Below are 16,312 nucleotides of genomic sequence, written 5' to 3' on the forward strand. Positions count from 1 at the left end.
TTCGCGGGCGGGCGGGGAGGCGACGCCTTTGCGACGTTCGGGTTTCCCGGAACCCAGAACGGCCGGCTCGAAAGCAACTGTGAATGATCGACCCGGACCACAGTGACCTCGGCTCGCCGTTTCGAATGTGACCAAGATCACATCAGAGCCGTTGAACCTGCTCTACGCTCGCAGCATCAAATCGCCATCAGGCGTAACAGCGAGGATACCACCATGACGCATTTCAATAAGTCTTTTGGACTGACGGCGATCACCCTGACAGCCGTCCTGTCGATGACGGCCGGCCTTGCACTGGCTGGCGACAACAACATCTCCGCCGGCCAGATCGTCGATGCGCTGAAGCCGAAGCCGGCGACCCGCGGCCTGTCCGTTGGCCCCCAGACCGACACGACTGTGCAGGCCAAGGAAGCGACCTTCCTGAACACCGTGCGCAACCGCTCGACCCGGTCGCTCTCGACGGGCGAGCGCGAGCAGATCGCCGAGCTCGCTGCCACCAAGCCGAAGATCGATCTGGAGATCCAGTTCGACTACAACTCGGCCGACATCGCCAAGACCTCGATGGCCTCGGTGCAGGCGCTCGGCAAGGCGCTGTCCGATCCGGCGCTGAAGGGCTCGACCTTCGTGGTCGCCGGCCACACCGACGCGACCGGCGGTGAAGGGTACAATCAAGGGCTCTCCGAACGGCGCGCCGATACCATCAAGAAGTACCTGATGCAGAATTACGGCCTCAACGGCAACGATCTCGTCACCGTCGGCTACGGCGAGACCAAGCTGAAGGATGCTGCCAACGGCGCTGACGCCATCAACCGCCGGGTCCAGGTCGTGAACATGGACACTAAGACCGCGGCGAAGTGATTCTCGGCTCCTGGAGTAAAACACGCCGCCTGCCGCAGCCCGGCGGGCGGCGAAATCATATCCAGCTTTGGAAAAGCATCAGCCGGTTGAAGTTCCCCATCGAGGTGCCGACGAAGGCCGCGGAAATCGGCAGCATCACCGCAAAGCCGGCTGCCGCGACGCCGACATAGGCCCACAACAGCCAGCGCGGCAGCCCCTCGCGGCGCAGCACATAGACCAGTGCCAGGGACGCCGCGGTCGCGGCCGGCAGATAGTAATAGATGAAGCCCAGCGTGCGCGGCAGCAATGCCCAGGCGAGCCAGGGACCGAAATAGAATGCGGCGATCAGGAATGCATCCCAGCGCCGCGCCACGATGAAATCGCGCAGCACTATGGCGAGTGCGGGCAGAGCCGGCCACAGCACGAGCGGATTGCCGAGGAAGACAATCGCGGCGATGTGGTCCTCCGCGGTCTTGTCGAACAGGAACCAGACCGGGCGCGCGAGCAGCGGCCAGGACGGCCATGCGCTCATATAGGTGTGGCCGGCGATGGCCGTCGTGGTGTTGTCGGCAAAGATCCGCCGCTGCGCCTCGATCAAGTCCGGCAGCGACAATCCGTAGAGCGGAACGAAGGCGGCAAGATAAGCCAATGCCGGCAGGACGGCGAAGCAGAGCGCGACCTGATGCAGCTTCAGGCCGGGCCAAAGCTCCGGCCGATACCAGTCGTCCGGCTTCGCATCGGCGAACAGCGTGTGCCAGCCCTGCATCAGGCGGATCACCGCAACAATGACGATGCAGACTCCGAGCGGGAACAGGCCGCTCCATTTACAGGCAGCCGCAAGGCCGAACAGGCTGCCCGCCACCGCGAACAGCGCTTGCGGCCGCTCTCTGCGAAACCCATGCATGAAGGCGGCGGTGGCGAGCAGGCCGAAGCCGAGCGCAAAGATGTCGAGCATTGCGATGCGCGCCTGCACGTACAGCATCTGGTTGAAGGCTGCGATCAGCGCGGCGGCGATCGCCGGCGACTGCGCGCCGAACAACGCGAGTCCGCACAGATAGATCGCGACGATCGCGAGCGCGCCGAACAAGGTCGCGGGATAACGCCAGCCAAGCGCGTTGTCGCCGAACATTGCGATCGATGCCGCGATCAATTCCTTGGCCAGCGGCGGATGCATCGGATTGAGCATCGGCTCCGACATCGCGGGCGTCAGCATCTGGCGCGCCGCCGGCACGTAATGCACCTCATCGAACACGAATTTTTCCGGCGTGACGACGCCGATCAACAGCGCCAGATGCGCGATCAGGAAGATCGCGACAGCAATCACTGCACTCCGCGACACCTCAGGAACCGCAGGCAATTCGCGCATCTTTTGTGGGGCTGTCTTGCGTGGCAAATTGGCTTCACCGCGGAGAAAAATAAACTGCTTCCCGTCATTGAACGCATTCTGCCGCAACTGTCACTAAGCATGACGCACGTCCCGCGCCGCTTGTGATAATTCCGCCACATCAGAAGCGCGCGCGTTCCGGTACGATCAGGGACACATCGATCGGTTGCGAAATGAATTTGCGTTTTTGCCTTTTCTCCACACTGCTCACGGCCGCAATCTGTGCGGCATCCGGCGCCGAAGCACAGACGCGCGTCGGCCAGGCTGTCGTCATCCAGAACGAAGTGGTGCGGGTCGCCGCGACCACCACGCCGATCAATGTCGGCGACAGCATGCTGCGCGACGAGACCGTGCGGACCGGCGCCGACAGCGCGGCGCGTTTCGTGATGGCCGACAGCACCAATCTATCACTCGGGCCGAGCGCCACGCTGAAGCTCGACCGCACCGTCTTCAACGACGAGCACAGCTATCGTGACGTCGCGATTCGCATGACCACCGGCGCCTTCCGCTTCGTCACCGGACGCTCCGACAAGGCCGCCTACAAGATCACGACGCCGCTCGCCACCATCGGCGTGCGCGGCACCACGCTCGATATTCTCTCGCAGCGAGGGCGCTCCGTCGTCGTGCTTCAGGACGGCGCGGCCAGCGTGTGCACGAAGAGCGCCCAGTGCGTGCAACTCACCCAGCCCGGCGACACCGCCATCATCACCTCGACTGGCGGCAAGGTGAGCATCACCAAGAGCAACACGCCGCCCTGGACCTTCGCCGCCAATTGCGCCGCGAGCGCCGGGTTGTGTGCAGTCAACCAGTACGCCGGCGCCTCGCCGACCATCACGCCTGCCGTCGCTGACGACGCCATGCTGTGCGGGCGCTGACGATGGCCAAATTCACCGTCCGGCGCCTCATCCTTGCCGTTGCGCTGGCCGCATCTGCGGCGTTTGCGCTCGTCACGTTCGATGCCCGCCCGGCGGCTGCACAGGCCTCGGAGTGCGGGTCCGAGTGCGAACCGAATCCCACGCCGTCCCCGACCTATTCCCCGTCGCCGAATCCGTCGCCCACGCCGAGCCCCTCTCCGTCGCCTTCACCGAGCCCGGCTCCGTCGCCATCGCCAAGCCCGGCTCCGTCGCCGTCGGGACCGACCGGCGCGGATTCCAGTGGCAATTCGATCGGCGGCCTCGCCAATCAGCGCTTCAACCAGATGATCACCAACCGGGTGCTCGGCACGGTGCTGCTCGGCGTCAACGAGCAGATCAATTGCGGCGACTGCGTCAGCGCGTTCGGCTCGGCCGGCTCGTTCTCGGCCGGCATCCACGGCCGCAAGGCGCTGACCAACAATCTGTCGCTGCTCGCCGGCATCGCCTACACACACTACGAAGGGGGCGGCTACGAGATCACGAGCGCACCGATCGGCGCTTTCGCGCTGCGCTACGACTTCACCGATTGGGGCTCGTCGCGCCCGTTCTTCGACGTCGGCGCGATCCTGACGCCATGGGAGAAGGCGCGCTACACGCGCAGCTACGACACCAGCCTCGGGCCGGTGAGCGTGACGAGCTCGACCAACGCGTCCAACTACGCCGTTTACGGCCGCGCCGGCTGGATGAGCCGCCTCTCGCCGCGCGACGAGGTCGCGGCCTCGATCGAGGTCTGGCAGCTCTGGCAACGCGTCTCCGGCTATCGCGACAGCGCGGTGGCGTTCAACCCGTTCGACGCCAGCATCGCTGATGGCACCGACCGCACCAGCCTCGTCAAGATCGGCGGCCAGTGGACGCATCTGTTCGGCAGCAACATCGAGACCAACATCAATGGCGGCTGGGTGCAGTCCTTCGCCAGCCACAGCGGCATCGTCGCCACAGTGACCGGCCAGGGCACGGTGGTGCCGACCATGGGCAACCAGGGCTGGTTCGAATATGGCGGCCGCCTCGGCTTCCGCGTGCAGAAGGGCTGGATCGTGGACCTCTTCGCCAACGGCACACTGGGCCCGCAGCCGGTCGGCAACACCATCCACGGCGGCGTGGGGCTGCGGATCAATTATTAGCCGGCGAGAATCCCGCCTCACATTCCGCTGTCATGCCCCGGCTTGACCGGGGCATCCAGTACGCCGCGGCCCATCGGTTTAATCACTGCCGTCTCGGAGTACTGGATCGCCCGGTCAAGCCGGGCGATGACAGTGAGTATGTGGCGAGAGCGACCCGCCCTCACGCGGCCGACTTGCCCTCGAACGCCCGCCGCAACACCTCAACGTCCAGCTTGACCATCTTCATCATCGCCGCCATCGCGCGTGCGGCTGCGGCCTTGTCCGGGCTCGACAGGAACTCGAACATCACCTTCGGCACGATCTGCCAGGCCACGCCCCAGCGATCTCTCAGCCAGCCGCACTGCTCCGCCTTGCCGCCATGGGCGAGGAACGCGTTCCAGACGCGGTCGACCTCGGCCTGATCGTCGCAATGAATCATCAGCGAGATCGCGTGGGTGTATTCCATCTTCATCCCGCCATTGAGCGCGACCAGCGGCTGTCCGGCCACGGTGAACTCGACGACGAGCACGGAGCCTTCCTTGCCGGAGGGGCCGTCCGAAACGTTGCGCTGAACGTGTGTGATCGCCGAATTCGGGACCAGCGAGACGTAGAATTTTGCAGCGTCCTCGGCATCGCCGTTGAACCACATGCAGGGCACGAGCTTGGACATGGTGAATGCTCCTCTTGAGGTCTGCTGTTTCGGCTCAGGCGTTCGCCAGGTCGGGCTGCAGAGGGGCGGCGGAAAGGTCCATCCAGTTCACGCCCCACATATGGCCGTCCGGATCCTCGAAGCTGCGGCCGTACATGAAGCCGTATTCGTCCTTCGGGCTGGGATCGGCAACGCCTCCTGCAGCCTCCGCCCTGCCAACGATGTCATCGACCTCGCTGCGGCTGTCCGCGGACAGGCAGAACAACGCTTGGTTGGAGATCCTGGCGTCCGCGATCGGCTTCGGCGTGAACTGGCGAAATTTGTCGTGAGTCAGCAGCATGGCGAAGATGGTCTCGGAAAAGACCATGCAGCTCGCGGTCTCGTCGCTGAATTGCGGGTTCTTGACCGCGCCGACCGCCTCATAGAAGGCAGTCGCGCGCTTGAGGTCGGTCACCGGCAGGTTGACGAAGATCATCTTGGGCATCGGAAGCTCCTTGGCGGGGTACTGGCCAAGGACGGATGGCCAGGCCGCCATCCGACATGACTTCCGACAAATTTTTGGACCCCGACTGCGGGGGCCCTGTCGCGCCGCTCTCCGCGCCCCTGAAGAGACTTACTTCTTCTCGTTGGGATCCCGGTGCACCGGGTCGATCCACAGCACGGTCTCGGGCTTCTCGACCGGCTCAATGTCGAGGTTGATGGCCACCGCCTCGCCGTCGCTGCGCACCAGCACGCATTCCAGCACCTCGTCGGGGCTGGCGTTGATCTCCTGGTGCGGCACGTAGGGCGGGACAAAAATGAAGTCGCCAGGGCCGGCTTCCGCGGTGAATTGCAGGCTCTCGCCCCAGCGCATGCGCGCCTTGCCCTTCACGACATAGATGACGCTTTCGAGATGGCCGTGGTGATGTGCGCCGGTCTTGGCATCCGGCTTGATGCTGACGGTGCCCGCCCACAATTTCTGGGCGCCGACGCGGGCGAAATTGATCGCGGCCGCACGGTCCATGCCCGCTGTCGACGGCACATTGGTATCGAGCTGATTGCCGGGAATGACGCGCACGCCGTCATGTTTCCAGCGGTCATCATGATGATGACCATGGTCATGGTGGGAATGCGAATGGTCATGGCCGGTCATGGGACTTGCTTTCTGTTGGTTCCGTGCGCGGCAAACTAACCCAAAGCCGCAGCCGCAAGCCATACCAAAATCGGAACCCTCATAGCCGCCCAGCGTTGTCATTCCAAGCAAACTGAAAGGAGATTTTCATGGGCAGCACGACCGACAAGATCAAGGGCACCGCCAACGAGGCGATCGGCAAGGCCAAGCAGGGCGTCGGTGAAGCCACCGGATCCGATCGGATGAAAGGCGAAGGCGTGGTGCAGGAAGTGAAGGGCAAGGGCCAGCAGGCAATGGGCGATGCCAAGGACGCCGCGAAGGATGCGATGGATCGCGCCGCCGCTGCGGCTCGCCGCGCCGCGGAGTGACGCGCGTTGGATTGAAACTGAAAGACCGGCCGCAAGGCCGGTCTTTTTGCTTGTATCGATTTCATCCGTCATGGCCGGGCTTGACCCGGCCATCCACGTCTAGACCGCACGGCACGAAGATCGTGGATGCCCAGGCCTTCGCCTCGCCGAAGCCGCTTCGGCCGCGCAGGCGGGACGAGCCCGGGCATGACGATGTAGAGACGTCAGTCACTTCACCGCGAGCAATTCCACGTCGAACATCAGCGTCGCGTTCGGCGGGATCACGCCGCCAGCACCGCGGGCGCCGTAGCCGAGCTGCGGCGGGATGATCAGCGTGCGCTTGCCGCCGACCTTCATCGAGGCGACGCCTTCGTCCCAGCCGGCGATGACACGGCCCTTGCCGATCGGGAATTCGAACGGCTCCTTGCGGTCGACGGAACTGTCGAATTTCTTGCCCTTCTGGCCATTCTCATAGAGCCAGCCGGTGTAGTGCATCACGCAGATCTGGCCGGGCTGCGGCGAGGCACCGTTGCCGACGGTGGAGTCGATGATCTGCAAGCCTGAAGCTGTGGTCATGGTCTTTCCTGCGGTCTGGGCCGAGGCCGTGGTAGAAACGAAATGCGACACGCTGGCGATCACGGTGATCGCGAGTGCCGACATCAGGGCGAGGAGCGCGCGCTGGAAACGCTGCATAAAACACCTTCCGTTTGAGGCGGGAGGTGTCTAACCCAAGGCGGTCGCCGTTTCCACCCCCTTTAGAGCTCGATATCTTCGAGCCGAACCGGCAGCCTGCGGATGCGCTGGCCGGTGGCGTGATAGATCGCATTGCAGATCGCAGCATTGGTGCCGACATTGCCAAGCTCGCCGAGGCCCTTTGCGCCCAACGGGTTGATGTGATCGTCCTGCTCGGACAGCATAATCACCTCGACGCCGGGCACATCGGCATTCACGGGCACGAGGTAATCGGCAAGATTGTCGTTGACGTAGCGCGCATTGCGCTCGTCGATCTCGGTGGCCTCGAGCAGCGCCGAGGACATGCCCCAGATCAGGCCGCCCATGAGCTGGCTGCGCGCGGTGCGCGGATTCATGATCCTGCCCGCCGCGAACGCGCCGACAAGGCGGGGGCAGCGGATCTCGTGCGTGAAGCGATTGACGCGGACCTCGACGAACTCGGCGCCGAAGGCATAGGCGATCTGGTCCTTCATTTGATGGCCGCCGACCAGCCGGACCTGCCCGCTGTGCATGGCCCTGAAGGAATCCAGCGGCGCGCCCTCCGGCTTCCACTCGCCATATTCTTCGACCACGCCGACGCCGAGCGCATCGAACGCCTTCTCGATGTCGAGCGAGCGATCGCCCTTGGCCGCCTGGGTCGAGGGAGCCGGGCTGATGCCGACGGTCTCCTTGGCCTTGTCGGCAAGGCTGTCGCTGGGCATCAGCGCCTTGAACAGGCGCTGTCGGATCTGATCGCACACCATCATCACGGCCGAGCAGGTGCTGGCAGTGGAATTGGAGCCGCCGGCAACCGGCGCGGGCGGCAGGTCGCTGTCGCCCATGAAGACCGCAACCTTCTCCAATGGCACGCCGAGCCGCTCGGCAGCAGTCTGGGCTATGACGGTGTAGGCACCGGTCCCGATCTCATGGCCGGCGATCTCGACGCGCGTGCGGCCGTCGCGCTGCAGGCGCACGCGTGCGGCGGACGGTCCCGCCAGCGTCGGATAGCACGTGGCGGCGCAGCCGTAGCCGATCAACCAGTCGCCATCCGACATCGATTTCGGCTGCGGCGAGCGCTGCGACCAGCCAAACGCCTTGGCGGCTTCGTCGAAGCACGCCATGAGCGATCGCGACGTGTAGGGCTTGCCATCGATGGGATCCCTGGTGGCGTCGTTGATACGGCGAAGCTCGACCGGATCCATGTTCAGTTTCACCGCGAGCTCGTCCAGCGCGCTCTCCAGCGCGAACAGATACGGCACCTCGGGGGGCGAGCGCATGAAGCCGGGCGTGTTGCGATCGGCACGCACAATCGAGACTAGGCTGTCCACGTTCGGGCAGGCATAGAGCCGCGTCGTGGTCTTGGTGCCGCCGACGCAATAGGCGTCGGGGCGCGAGGAGACCTCGGCCCCCTCATGCCTCAAGGCGACCAGCCTGCCGTCGCGGCTTGCACCCAGCTTGATCTCGTGACGGGTCTCGGCGCGATGAGTGGTAATGGTGAAGCCCTGGTCGCGGGTCGGGACCAGCTTGATCGGACGGTTCAGGCGCCTGGCCATGGCGGCGATGATGGCGGTGCGCGGCGTCATCGAACCTCGCGAGCCGAATCCGCCGCCGACATAGGGATTGACCACGCGCACCTTGTCGGCGTCGATGCCGAGCTGCTCGGCCACGCCGTTCTTCAGGCCATGGACATACTGGCTGCCCTCGTAGATGACGAGATTGTCGCCCATCCAGGTGCAGCTGGTCGTGAACAGCTCCAGCGGATTGTGATGCTGCGTCGGCGTGGCGTAGGAGGCGGTCAGCTTGACCTCGGCCGCGTCGAACGCCTTGGCGAAATCCCCGACCTTCGGGTCTTCCTTGAACTGCGAGTTTTGTCCTTTCGCGGCGGCTGTCGTCGTCCCCGGCGAATCGAAAGTCGCGCTGGGCGTAGCAGCGCTATAGCTGACCTTGACGCGGTTGGCCGCTTCGCGCGCGGCCTCGTAACTCTCCGCCACCACCACGGCGATGATCTGGCCGTCATGGGCGATCTCGGCCGATTTCAACGGCTGGATCGTGGTGCCGGCATAGCCGCCATTGCTGAACAGTTTCGACTCCTTCAGCTTCGGGGCGTTCTCGTGCGTGACGATGTCGATCACGCCGCGGACGCGCTTGGCATCGTCGAGGTCGAAGCGGTCGATGCGGCCCTTGGCGATGGCGCTGGTGACCAGGAACGCGTAGGCTGGATTGTCCAGCGGCATGTCCGAGGCATAGGTCGCCCGCCCCGTCACCTTTGCGGCCGCATCATAGCGCGGCACGGGCTGCCCCATATTTGTCTTCGGCCCGGGAGCTGCAGCGGTCATGGTCAGATCTCCATCGTTACGGCCTGCTGGAGCGCGCGTGCCACGACCCGCTTGCCGAGCGCAATCTTGAAGCTGTTGTGCCGGCGCCCGCGGGCGTCCGCGAAGGCGGCATCGGCCACGCGCTGTGCCAGAGCTTCGTCGAACCTCTGTCCCTTCAACAGCGCCTCGGCCTCACGCGCCCGCCACGGCACGGTGGCGACGCCGCCAAGCGCGACGCGGGCGTCCCGGATCGCCCCGTCCTGAACGTCGAGCGCGATCGCGGCTGACGACAGCGCGAATTCGTAGGATTGCCGGTCGCGGGCCTTCAAATACACCGAGCGTGGCCAGCGGCCGGAAATCGAGAACGACGAGATCAGCTCGCCGGGCTGAAGCGCAGTCTCGATGTCGGGCGTGCTGCCTGGTGCCTTGTGAAGCTGCGCGAACGGCATGCTGCGCGTACCGGCCTTGCCGGTGATCTCGACCATGGCATCGAGCGCGATCAGCGCCTGCGCGAAATCGCCAGGATACGTCGCGATGCACTGATCGGAGGTCCCGAGCACCGCATGAATGCGATTAACGCCGTCCATCGCGGCACAGCCGGAGCCTGGGTTGCGCTTGTTGCAGTTCTCATAGGAGACATCGCGGAAGTAGTTGCAGCGCGTCCGCTGCATCACGTTGCCGCCGAGCGTTGCCATGTTGCGCAGCTGGGCGCTGGCGGCGAGCTTCAGCGAATCCGCGATCACGGGATAGTTGCGCTGGATCTCCGCGTGCGCGGCGACGTCGGACATCTTGGCGAGCGCGCCGAGGCGCAAGCCGTCGCCGCCTGGCGCGATCGCCGACCAGGCATGGGCCAGCGGACTGATATCGACGATCGCGGTGGGCCTCATCACGTCGAGCTTCATCAGATCGATTAGGGTGGTGCCGCCGGCAAGCGGCTGCGCCGCCGCCTTCGTCAGCGGATCGTTGGCGGCCGCGGCGGCGCCGAGCGCCTGCACGGCCATATCCGGGTCTGATGCTCTCTGATACGAAAACGGTCGCATGCGCCTAGCCTTTCATGATCTCGGGCGCGGCCTGCTTCACGGCGGCGACAATGTTGGGATAGGCTGCGCAGCGGCAGATGTTGCCGCTCATATATTCGCGGATCTCGGCCTCGTTGCCGGCATGGCCTTCCTTCACGCAGGCGATCGCCGACATGATCTGGCCGGGCGTGCAATAGCCGCACTGGAACGCATCGTTGTCGATGAAGGCCTGCTGCATCGGATGCAGGCGGTCGTCGGTGGCGAGGCCCTCGATGGTCGTGATCTCCTGCCCCTCGGCGGCGAGTGCCAGCGTCAGGCAAGACACCACGCGGCGACCGTCGATCAGCACCGTGCAGGCGCCGCACTGGCCGTGGTCGCAGCCCTTCTTGCTGCCGGTGAGCTTGAGATGTTCGCGTAAGGCATCGAGCACCGTGGTGCGCGCATCGATGCTCAGGAGCTTGTCCTTGCCGTTGACGTTCAGCGTGACCTCGACCGGAAGCGACGGATCCTGCGCCGCTGACGCCCGCGCGTCCTCCGACGCCGCGCGCGCCGTGATCGGGATCAGCGCGCTGCCCGCCGCGCCGGTCATGAAGGCGCGCCGGTCGAATCCGGATGATCTGGAACCTGGTTTGTCGGGCATGGCAGGCCTCCGCCGCTGATCTGCAAAGCAGCGCACGCCTGCACCGCTCATCGCCCCTTAACCTGGAGCAATGGGCGCAGTTCCGGATGAAGAAGGGCGGCGCTGCAAATGCCGCGCCGCCCTTCGTCAACTTTTCCTGATCTCGCCGTGGGGAACTGCGCCGGCGATCAATAACCCAGCGCGCAGCCGTCCTTGCGCGGATCGGAGCCGCCGGTGAGCGTGCCCTTGTCCCAATCGATCCAGATCGCCTGGGCACCGCCGAGCGGGCCGACCACGCTGGTGGTCTTGTGCCCGAGCTTCTTCAGGCCCTCGACGACGGCCGCCGGCACGCTGTCCTCGAGCTGATACTGGCCCTCGTAGTGCAGACCGCGCGGCATGTCGATCGCTTCCTGCACGTCGCAGCCGTAGTCGAGGATGTTGGTCAGGAGATGAGTCTGGCCCGTCGGCTGGTACTGGCCGCCCATGACCGCGAACGACATCGTGGAACGGCCGCCCTTGGTGAGCAGGCCCGGCATGATCGTGTGCAGCGGGCGCTTGCCGCCTTCGATGCAATTGGGATGGCCCGGCTGGATGCGGAAGCCGCCGGCGCGGTTCTGGAACAGGACACCGGTCTTGTTCGAGACAATCGCCGAGCCGAAGGAATGCGCAACCGAATTGATGAACGAGCAGACGTTTCGGTCCTTGTCCACGACCGTGATGTAGATGGTCGAGGGATTCATGGGCGGCGCGACGTTCGGCAGGTCGAGCATGCCGTCCAGGCGGATCTTGCTGATGTACTCGTCGGCAAAGCCCTTCTCGAGCATCTCGGCGACGTTGATCTTCATGTGCGCAGGCGAGGCGACATGCATCTCGCGGTTCATGTAGGCGATGCGGGCCGCTTCCGCCTCGAGATGAAAGCGCTCGACGCTCACGGGCGCGTACTTGGTCAGATCGAACCGCGACAGGATGTTGAGCATCAACAGCGCGGTGACGCCCGGGCCGTTCGGCGGGCACTGCCAGACGTCATAGCCCTTGTACATGGTGCCGATCGGCGTGGTCACTTCGGTCGTGTGCGCGGCGAAATCGTCGAGCGTGTGCAGGCCGCCGATGCCCCTGAGGGTCTCGACCATGTCGTCCGCGATCTCGCCCTTGTAGAAGGCGTCGCGGCCGTCCCTAGCGATCGCGCGCAGCGTCTTGCCGAGCTCGGCTTGGCGAATGACGTCGCCGGCGACCGGCGGCTGGCCGCCCGGCAACAAATAGCGCACGGTGTTGGTACCGTTCTTCAGCTTCTCGAACTGATTCTTCCAGTCGAAGGCGATGCGGGGCGCGATGACGTAGCCCTCCTCGGCCGCCTTGATCGCGGGCTGGAGCAGCCGGTCGAAACCGAACTTGCCGTGATCGCGCAAGACGGTCGCGAAGGCATCGATCACGCCAGGGATCGAGACCGCATGCGCCGAGGTCAGCGGCACGGAATTGATCTTGCGTTCGAGGTACCAGTCGGCATTCGCCGCCTTCGGCGCACGGCCGGAGCCGTTATAGGCGACGATCTTGCCCTCGCCCCGCGGCTGGATCAGCGCAAAGCAATCACCGCCGATGCCGGTCGATTGCGGCTCGATCACGCCGAGCAGGGCCGAGCCGGCAACCGCCGCGTCCACCGCGGTGCCGCCCTCGCGCAGCACCTCGATCGCAGCGAGCGAGGCCTGCGGATGCGAGGTCGCCACCATCGCATTGGTGGCGTGGACCGTGGACCTGCCGGGGAAATGGAAGTTTCTCATCGAATGTCTTGCTCTCTTGGCCGTCGGCGCGGTTGGCGCGCCATCTCGAAAACCGCGTCTACATGGCACATTCCCGCCCCGCGGGGCAATGCTGGCATACCAGGAAAATGGCTGCTATCCGCTGAGCGTATGAACCTTTTGCAGGCTCTTGCGATGCGGGTTTTCCGGGCGCGGGCCGCCTGCTAAACGAGCGGCCATGACGTCGAGCAATACGCCTTACAAGGTCTGTGCCTTCTATCAATTCGTCGCCCTCCCGGATTACCGCGAGCTGCGCGAGCCGCTGCGCGCCTGCTGCGCCGGCCTTGGGCTGAAGGGCAGCGTGTTGCTGGCGCAGGAGGGCATCAACGGCACGGTCGCCGGTGCACGGGAGGCGATCGACGCCTTCGCTCACGAGCTCGCACGCGGCGACATGTTCGCCGGCAGGCTCGATAATCTCGAATTGAAATTCTCCGCTGCGGAGGCGATGCCGTTCGGACGGCTGAAGGTGCGGCTGAAGAAGGAAATCGTCACGCTGGGCGATGCGGCCGCCGATCCGACGCGCCAGGTCGGCACCTATGTCGATCCGCGCGAATGGAACGCGCTGATCGCAGCACCCGATACCCTCGTGCTCGACACCCGCAACGCCTTCGAGGTCGCGATGGGCACGTTCGAGGGCGCGCTCGATCCCGGCATCAAGAGCTTCGGCCAGTTTAAGGACTTTGCCGCCGAGCAGCTCGATCCGGCACGGCACCGCAGGATCGCGATGTTCTGCACCGGCGGCATCCGCTGCGAGAAGGCGAGCGCGCATCTGCTCGCACGCGGCTTTGCCGAGGTCTATCACCTCAAGGGCGGCATCCTGAGATATCTGGAAGACGTGCCGGAGGCGGAGAGCCGCTGGCGCGGCGAATGCTTCGTGTTCGACGAGCGCGTGGCGCTCAGTCACGGCTTGCGCGAGAAAAACAAGGACGTAACGCGTGACGAATGAGATCAAGACGCTGAGCGAGCGCATCGACACGCTGGAAACGCGCCTCGCCTACCAGGACGATACGATCGAGACGTTGAACCAGACCATCACCGCGCAGTGGAAGCAGATCGACAGGCTGACGCGGCAGATCACCGAGCTCAATGCTCGGCTGCAGGACGCCGAGGCAAATGCGCCGGGGCCTGCCAACGAGCCTCCGCCGCATTATTGAGCGGTGTTACTGGCCGGACGCCTTGGGCAGCAGGTCCATGACCTCGCCGGACATTACCAGGCGGTTGCGGCCTGCGGCCTTGGCGGCATAGAGCGCCCGGTCGGCAGCTTCGACCAGCGCAGCGACCCCCGCGGTTCGTTCGAACGCCGGTCGGCAGGCTGCGCCGCCAAGCGAGGCAGTGACGCATCCAGCCGCCTGATTGCTGCTATGGGCGAGGCCGGCCTCGTGAATGGCGATGCGGATCCGTTCGCCGACGCGGGCGCAGCCGGCGGCATCGATATTCGGCAGCAGCATGGCGAATTCCTCACCGCCATAACGCGCCGCCAGATCGCCGGCGCGCTGCGCTTCGGCCGCGATGATCTTGGCGATCAGGCGCAGGCAGGCATCGCCCGCGGGATGGCCGTATTCATCGTTGTAGGCCTTGAAGTGGTCGACGTCGATCATCAGCAGAGCAAGGCTGGAGCGATCGCGATAGGCGCGCGCCCATTCCTCCTTCAGGCGTTCGTCGAAACGACGGCGATTGGCGAGGCCGGTGAGACTGTCCTCGATCGCCAGCGTCTCGAGCCTGGTTTCCAGCCTCTTGTGCTCGGTGATGTCGCGGGAGATCGCAACCACACCGTCGACGCGGCCATCGTCCTTGCGTGTCACCCGCATGGTCGATTCGAGCCAGATCTCGCCGTTCTGCCGATGCGAGTTGCGGTAGGTGAGACGCGCCTCCTCCTTCTCACCGCGCTTCATCGCGTCGACGATCGCCTGGACCTCCGGCAGGTCTTCCGGATTGATACCCGCGAGGGCCGGCGTGCCGATCAACTGATTTGGACGCCAGCCGACGACACGGACTGACGAGGGCGAGACATAACGCAGCCGCTCATCGAGGCCGATCCGCGTCACCATGTCGCTGGAGCCTTCGGCGAGCAGGCGGAAATGCGCCTCCGTCTCGGTCAGCGCGACGGCCATGCGCTGGCCGCGCTGCAACTGCCGCACCAGCACGCCGCCGATGACTGCGATCAGCATCACCAGCGCGAGCACGTAGAGCATGCGGGAGATCGCCGCCGCGCGCCACGGCGCGAGCAGCTCGTCCTTGTCGACGGTAGCGAGCAGGAGGAGCGGGAATCGACTGCTGCGATTGAAGAAGCTGACGCGTTCGGCACCGTCCAGCGGCGAGGTGAAATGATAGGCGCCACTCGGCCGTTGCAGGCTCGGCTCGCGGAACAACGGCTTGTCGGCGACACTACGCCCGACGAACGTCTCGTTGCTGGGATTGCGCGCGACGATCAGTCCGTCGCCATGCGCCAGTGACACGGAGCTGTTGCGGCCGATCTCGAACTGCTTGTAGAAATGCGACAGATAGTTCGAGCTGATGGTCGCGAGCACCACGCCACCGAAGCTACCGTCCTGCTTGTTGAAGCGGCGTGACAGGGTGACGACCCATTCGCCGTCCAGCAGGCTCTTCACCGGACGGCCGACATGGGCCTCGCGCTTCGGCGAGAGCTGGTGATAGCGGAAGAAGGCATCGTCGCTGAAGGTCGTGCCGATCGTACCGGGTGAGGTCAGCCAGTTGCCCTGATCATCGATGATGGCGAGGCTGTGAATGCGCGCGATCGCCTTCTTGCGCACATCAAGCAAGGTGCGCAGCTTCGCGATCGTGACCGGGGCGGTGCCATCCATTTCCAACCGGCTGACCACGCCGACGACACCGGAATCCAGGAGATCGAGGCTGTCTTCGGCATGCTGGGTCAGCGAACGGGCAACGTTCGCCATCTCCATCTCGGCGTCCTTGAGCACCGCGTGGCGTGCCGTCCATTCACGCCAACCGCTGACGCCGAGGATGGTCGCGCAGGTCAGCGCGACGAAAGCCGCCGCGCGCAGCGGCAGGCGGCTCCATCCGGCTCGTTGGGTAGCACTCATGCGGCAGGGTCCTCCGATCGCTCGGAAACTCTGCCGCTTGTGTTATTTAATTCTGAAATCGCTACCGGACTACGCGGCGGTTTCCGCCCTTTCCAGTAGTCTTACGGACGCGGCGATCGGCGCATCGCTAACAAGACATTAGCGGGCCGATCGGAATCCGGCGCCCGCCGCCGCTAGCTGAAGATGGCCTTGACCTTGGCCCAGAGCGAAGGATGCTCGGCATCGGCGTCGGCCTTCGAGGGCGTCGGCTGCGCCGCGCTCACGGGATCGGACGCTGGGAACGTGTCCCTCAGCCCGTCGTCGAGCTTGGACTGCCGATCGGCAGCGAGCGCCTCGCGCAGGTCTTCGGCGTGCTTATCGTGCGGCGCGGGGTTGAATGTCTCAGCCATGATCTCCTCCATTGGCTGGTCAACGCGGCCCGATTGCGCTGGTTCCACTGTTCCGCTGAGGGCCG

Annotated in this window: 17 protein-coding genes; 6 read left to right on the plus strand and 11 right to left on the minus strand. The window is 65.0% G+C overall.

Going from position 1 to position 16,312, the window contains the following annotated elements; genetic code table 11:
* Positions 1–213 precede the first annotated feature (213 nt).
* The gene (locus tag ACM43_RS04705) at positions 214–855 is read left to right on the plus strand and encodes an OmpA family protein (RefSeq protein ID WP_128262984.1); all 642 of its coding nucleotides are present in this window, start codon (positions 214–216) and stop codon (positions 853–855) included.
* A 55-nt stretch (positions 856–910) separates the two neighbouring features.
* Here ACM43_RS04705 and ACM43_RS04710 read toward each other — a convergent pair whose 3' ends face one another.
* The gene (locus ACM43_RS04710) at positions 911–2,200 is read right to left on the minus strand and encodes a phospholipid carrier-dependent glycosyltransferase (RefSeq protein WP_271538839.1); all 1,290 of its coding nucleotides are present in this window, start codon (positions 2,198–2,200) and stop codon (positions 911–913) included.
* Between the two features lie 191 nt (positions 2,201–2,391).
* Here ACM43_RS04710 and ACM43_RS04715 point away from each other — a divergent pair, with 191 nt between their 5' ends.
* Complete coding sequence (locus ACM43_RS04715) at positions 2,392–3,093, plus strand: FecR family protein (RefSeq protein ID WP_271538421.1); 702 nt, start codon at positions 2,392–2,394, stop codon at positions 3,091–3,093.
* Positions 3,094–3,095: 2 nt separating this feature from the next.
* Positions 3,096–4,253, plus strand: coding sequence for a hypothetical protein (locus ACM43_RS04720; protein WP_271538423.1), 1,158 nt, complete (start codon positions 3,096–3,098; stop codon positions 4,251–4,253).
* A 160-nt stretch (positions 4,254–4,413) separates the two neighbouring features.
* On the opposite strand, the gene ACM43_RS04725 is transcribed toward ACM43_RS04720, so the two are convergent.
* The 3 genes from ACM43_RS04725 to ACM43_RS04735 all read right to left on the minus strand — a co-directional run bounded on the left by ACM43_RS04725 (position 4,414) and on the right by ACM43_RS04735 (position 6,013).
* Positions 4,414–4,902: a VOC family protein gene (locus tag ACM43_RS04725; protein WP_271538425.1), complete on the minus strand. Its 489-nt coding sequence runs from the start codon at positions 4,900–4,902 to the stop codon at positions 4,414–4,416.
* 34 nt (positions 4,903–4,936) lie between these two features.
* Entirely contained in the window at positions 4,937–5,365 is a 429-nt protein-coding gene (locus tag ACM43_RS04730) for a VOC family protein (RefSeq protein ID WP_128262979.1), read from the minus strand.
* A 129-nt stretch (positions 5,366–5,494) separates the two neighbouring features.
* A complete protein-coding gene (locus ACM43_RS04735) occupies positions 5,495–6,013 on the minus strand; it encodes a cupin domain-containing protein (RefSeq protein ID WP_128262978.1) in 519 nt (172 codons plus the stop codon).
* Positions 6,014–6,141: 128 nt separating this feature from the next.
* Here ACM43_RS04735 and ACM43_RS04740 point away from each other — a divergent pair, with 128 nt between their 5' ends.
* The gene (locus tag ACM43_RS04740; protein WP_036013900.1) at positions 6,142–6,360 is read left to right on the plus strand and encodes a CsbD family protein; all 219 of its coding nucleotides are present in this window, start codon (positions 6,142–6,144) and stop codon (positions 6,358–6,360) included.
* 207 nt (positions 6,361–6,567) lie between these two features.
* Here the strand turns inward: ACM43_RS04740 and ACM43_RS04745 are convergent, their stop codons facing one another.
* The 5 genes from ACM43_RS04745 to ggt all read right to left on the minus strand — a co-directional run bounded on the left by ACM43_RS04745 (position 6,568) and on the right by ggt (position 12,778).
* Positions 6,568–7,032 carry an FKBP-type peptidyl-prolyl cis-trans isomerase gene (locus ACM43_RS04745; RefSeq protein ID WP_271538428.1) on the minus strand — a complete coding sequence of 155 codons (465 nt, stop codon included), beginning with the start codon at positions 7,030–7,032 and terminating at the stop codon, positions 6,568–6,570.
* A 62-nt stretch (positions 7,033–7,094) separates the two neighbouring features.
* Entirely contained in the window at positions 7,095–9,386 is a 2,292-nt protein-coding gene (locus tag ACM43_RS04750) for a xanthine dehydrogenase family protein molybdopterin-binding subunit (RefSeq protein ID WP_271538430.1), read from the minus strand.
* Between the two features lie 2 nt (positions 9,387–9,388).
* On the minus strand, positions 9,389–10,405 hold the full coding sequence (locus ACM43_RS04755) for an FAD binding domain-containing protein (RefSeq protein ID WP_271538432.1): 1,017 nt from the start codon (positions 10,403–10,405) through the stop codon (positions 9,389–9,391).
* A 4-nt stretch (positions 10,406–10,409) separates the two neighbouring features.
* Positions 10,410–11,024, minus strand: a complete 615-nt coding sequence (locus ACM43_RS04760; RefSeq protein WP_271538434.1) for a (2Fe-2S)-binding protein — start codon at positions 11,022–11,024, stop codon at positions 10,410–10,412.
* Between the two features lie 167 nt (positions 11,025–11,191).
* On the minus strand, positions 11,192–12,778 hold the full coding sequence (gene ggt / locus ACM43_RS04765; protein WP_271538436.1) for a gamma-glutamyltransferase: 1,587 nt from the start codon (positions 12,776–12,778) through the stop codon (positions 11,192–11,194).
* A gap of 196 nt (positions 12,779–12,974) precedes the next feature.
* Here ggt and trhO point away from each other — a divergent pair, with 196 nt between their 5' ends.
* Complete coding sequence (gene trhO, locus ACM43_RS04770) at positions 12,975–13,742, plus strand: oxygen-dependent tRNA uridine(34) hydroxylase TrhO (RefSeq protein WP_271538438.1); 768 nt, start codon at positions 12,975–12,977, stop codon at positions 13,740–13,742.
* A complete protein-coding gene (locus ACM43_RS04775; RefSeq protein WP_036024763.1) occupies positions 13,732–13,950 on the plus strand; it encodes a SlyX family protein in 219 nt (72 codons plus the stop codon). The genes trhO and ACM43_RS04775 overlap by 11 nt, the downstream gene beginning before the upstream one ends.
* Before the next feature lie 6 nt (positions 13,951–13,956).
* Here ACM43_RS04775 and ACM43_RS04780 read toward each other — a convergent pair whose 3' ends face one another.
* Both ACM43_RS04780 and ACM43_RS04785 read right to left on the minus strand, forming a co-directional pair.
* The gene (locus ACM43_RS04780; RefSeq protein ID WP_271538441.1) at positions 13,957–15,858 is read right to left on the minus strand and encodes a diguanylate cyclase; all 1,902 of its coding nucleotides are present in this window, start codon (positions 15,856–15,858) and stop codon (positions 13,957–13,959) included.
* Between the two features lie 173 nt (positions 15,859–16,031).
* Positions 16,032–16,247: a hypothetical protein gene (locus ACM43_RS04785; RefSeq protein ID WP_036035323.1), complete on the minus strand. Its 216-nt coding sequence runs from the start codon at positions 16,245–16,247 to the stop codon at positions 16,032–16,034.
* Positions 16,248–16,312 lie beyond the last annotated feature (65 nt).

This window comes from Bradyrhizobium sp. CCBAU 45321 (assembly GCF_028128975.1).
In the GTDB taxonomy this organism is placed as follows: Bacteria; Pseudomonadota; Alphaproteobacteria; order Rhizobiales; family Xanthobacteraceae; genus Bradyrhizobium; species Bradyrhizobium yuanmingense.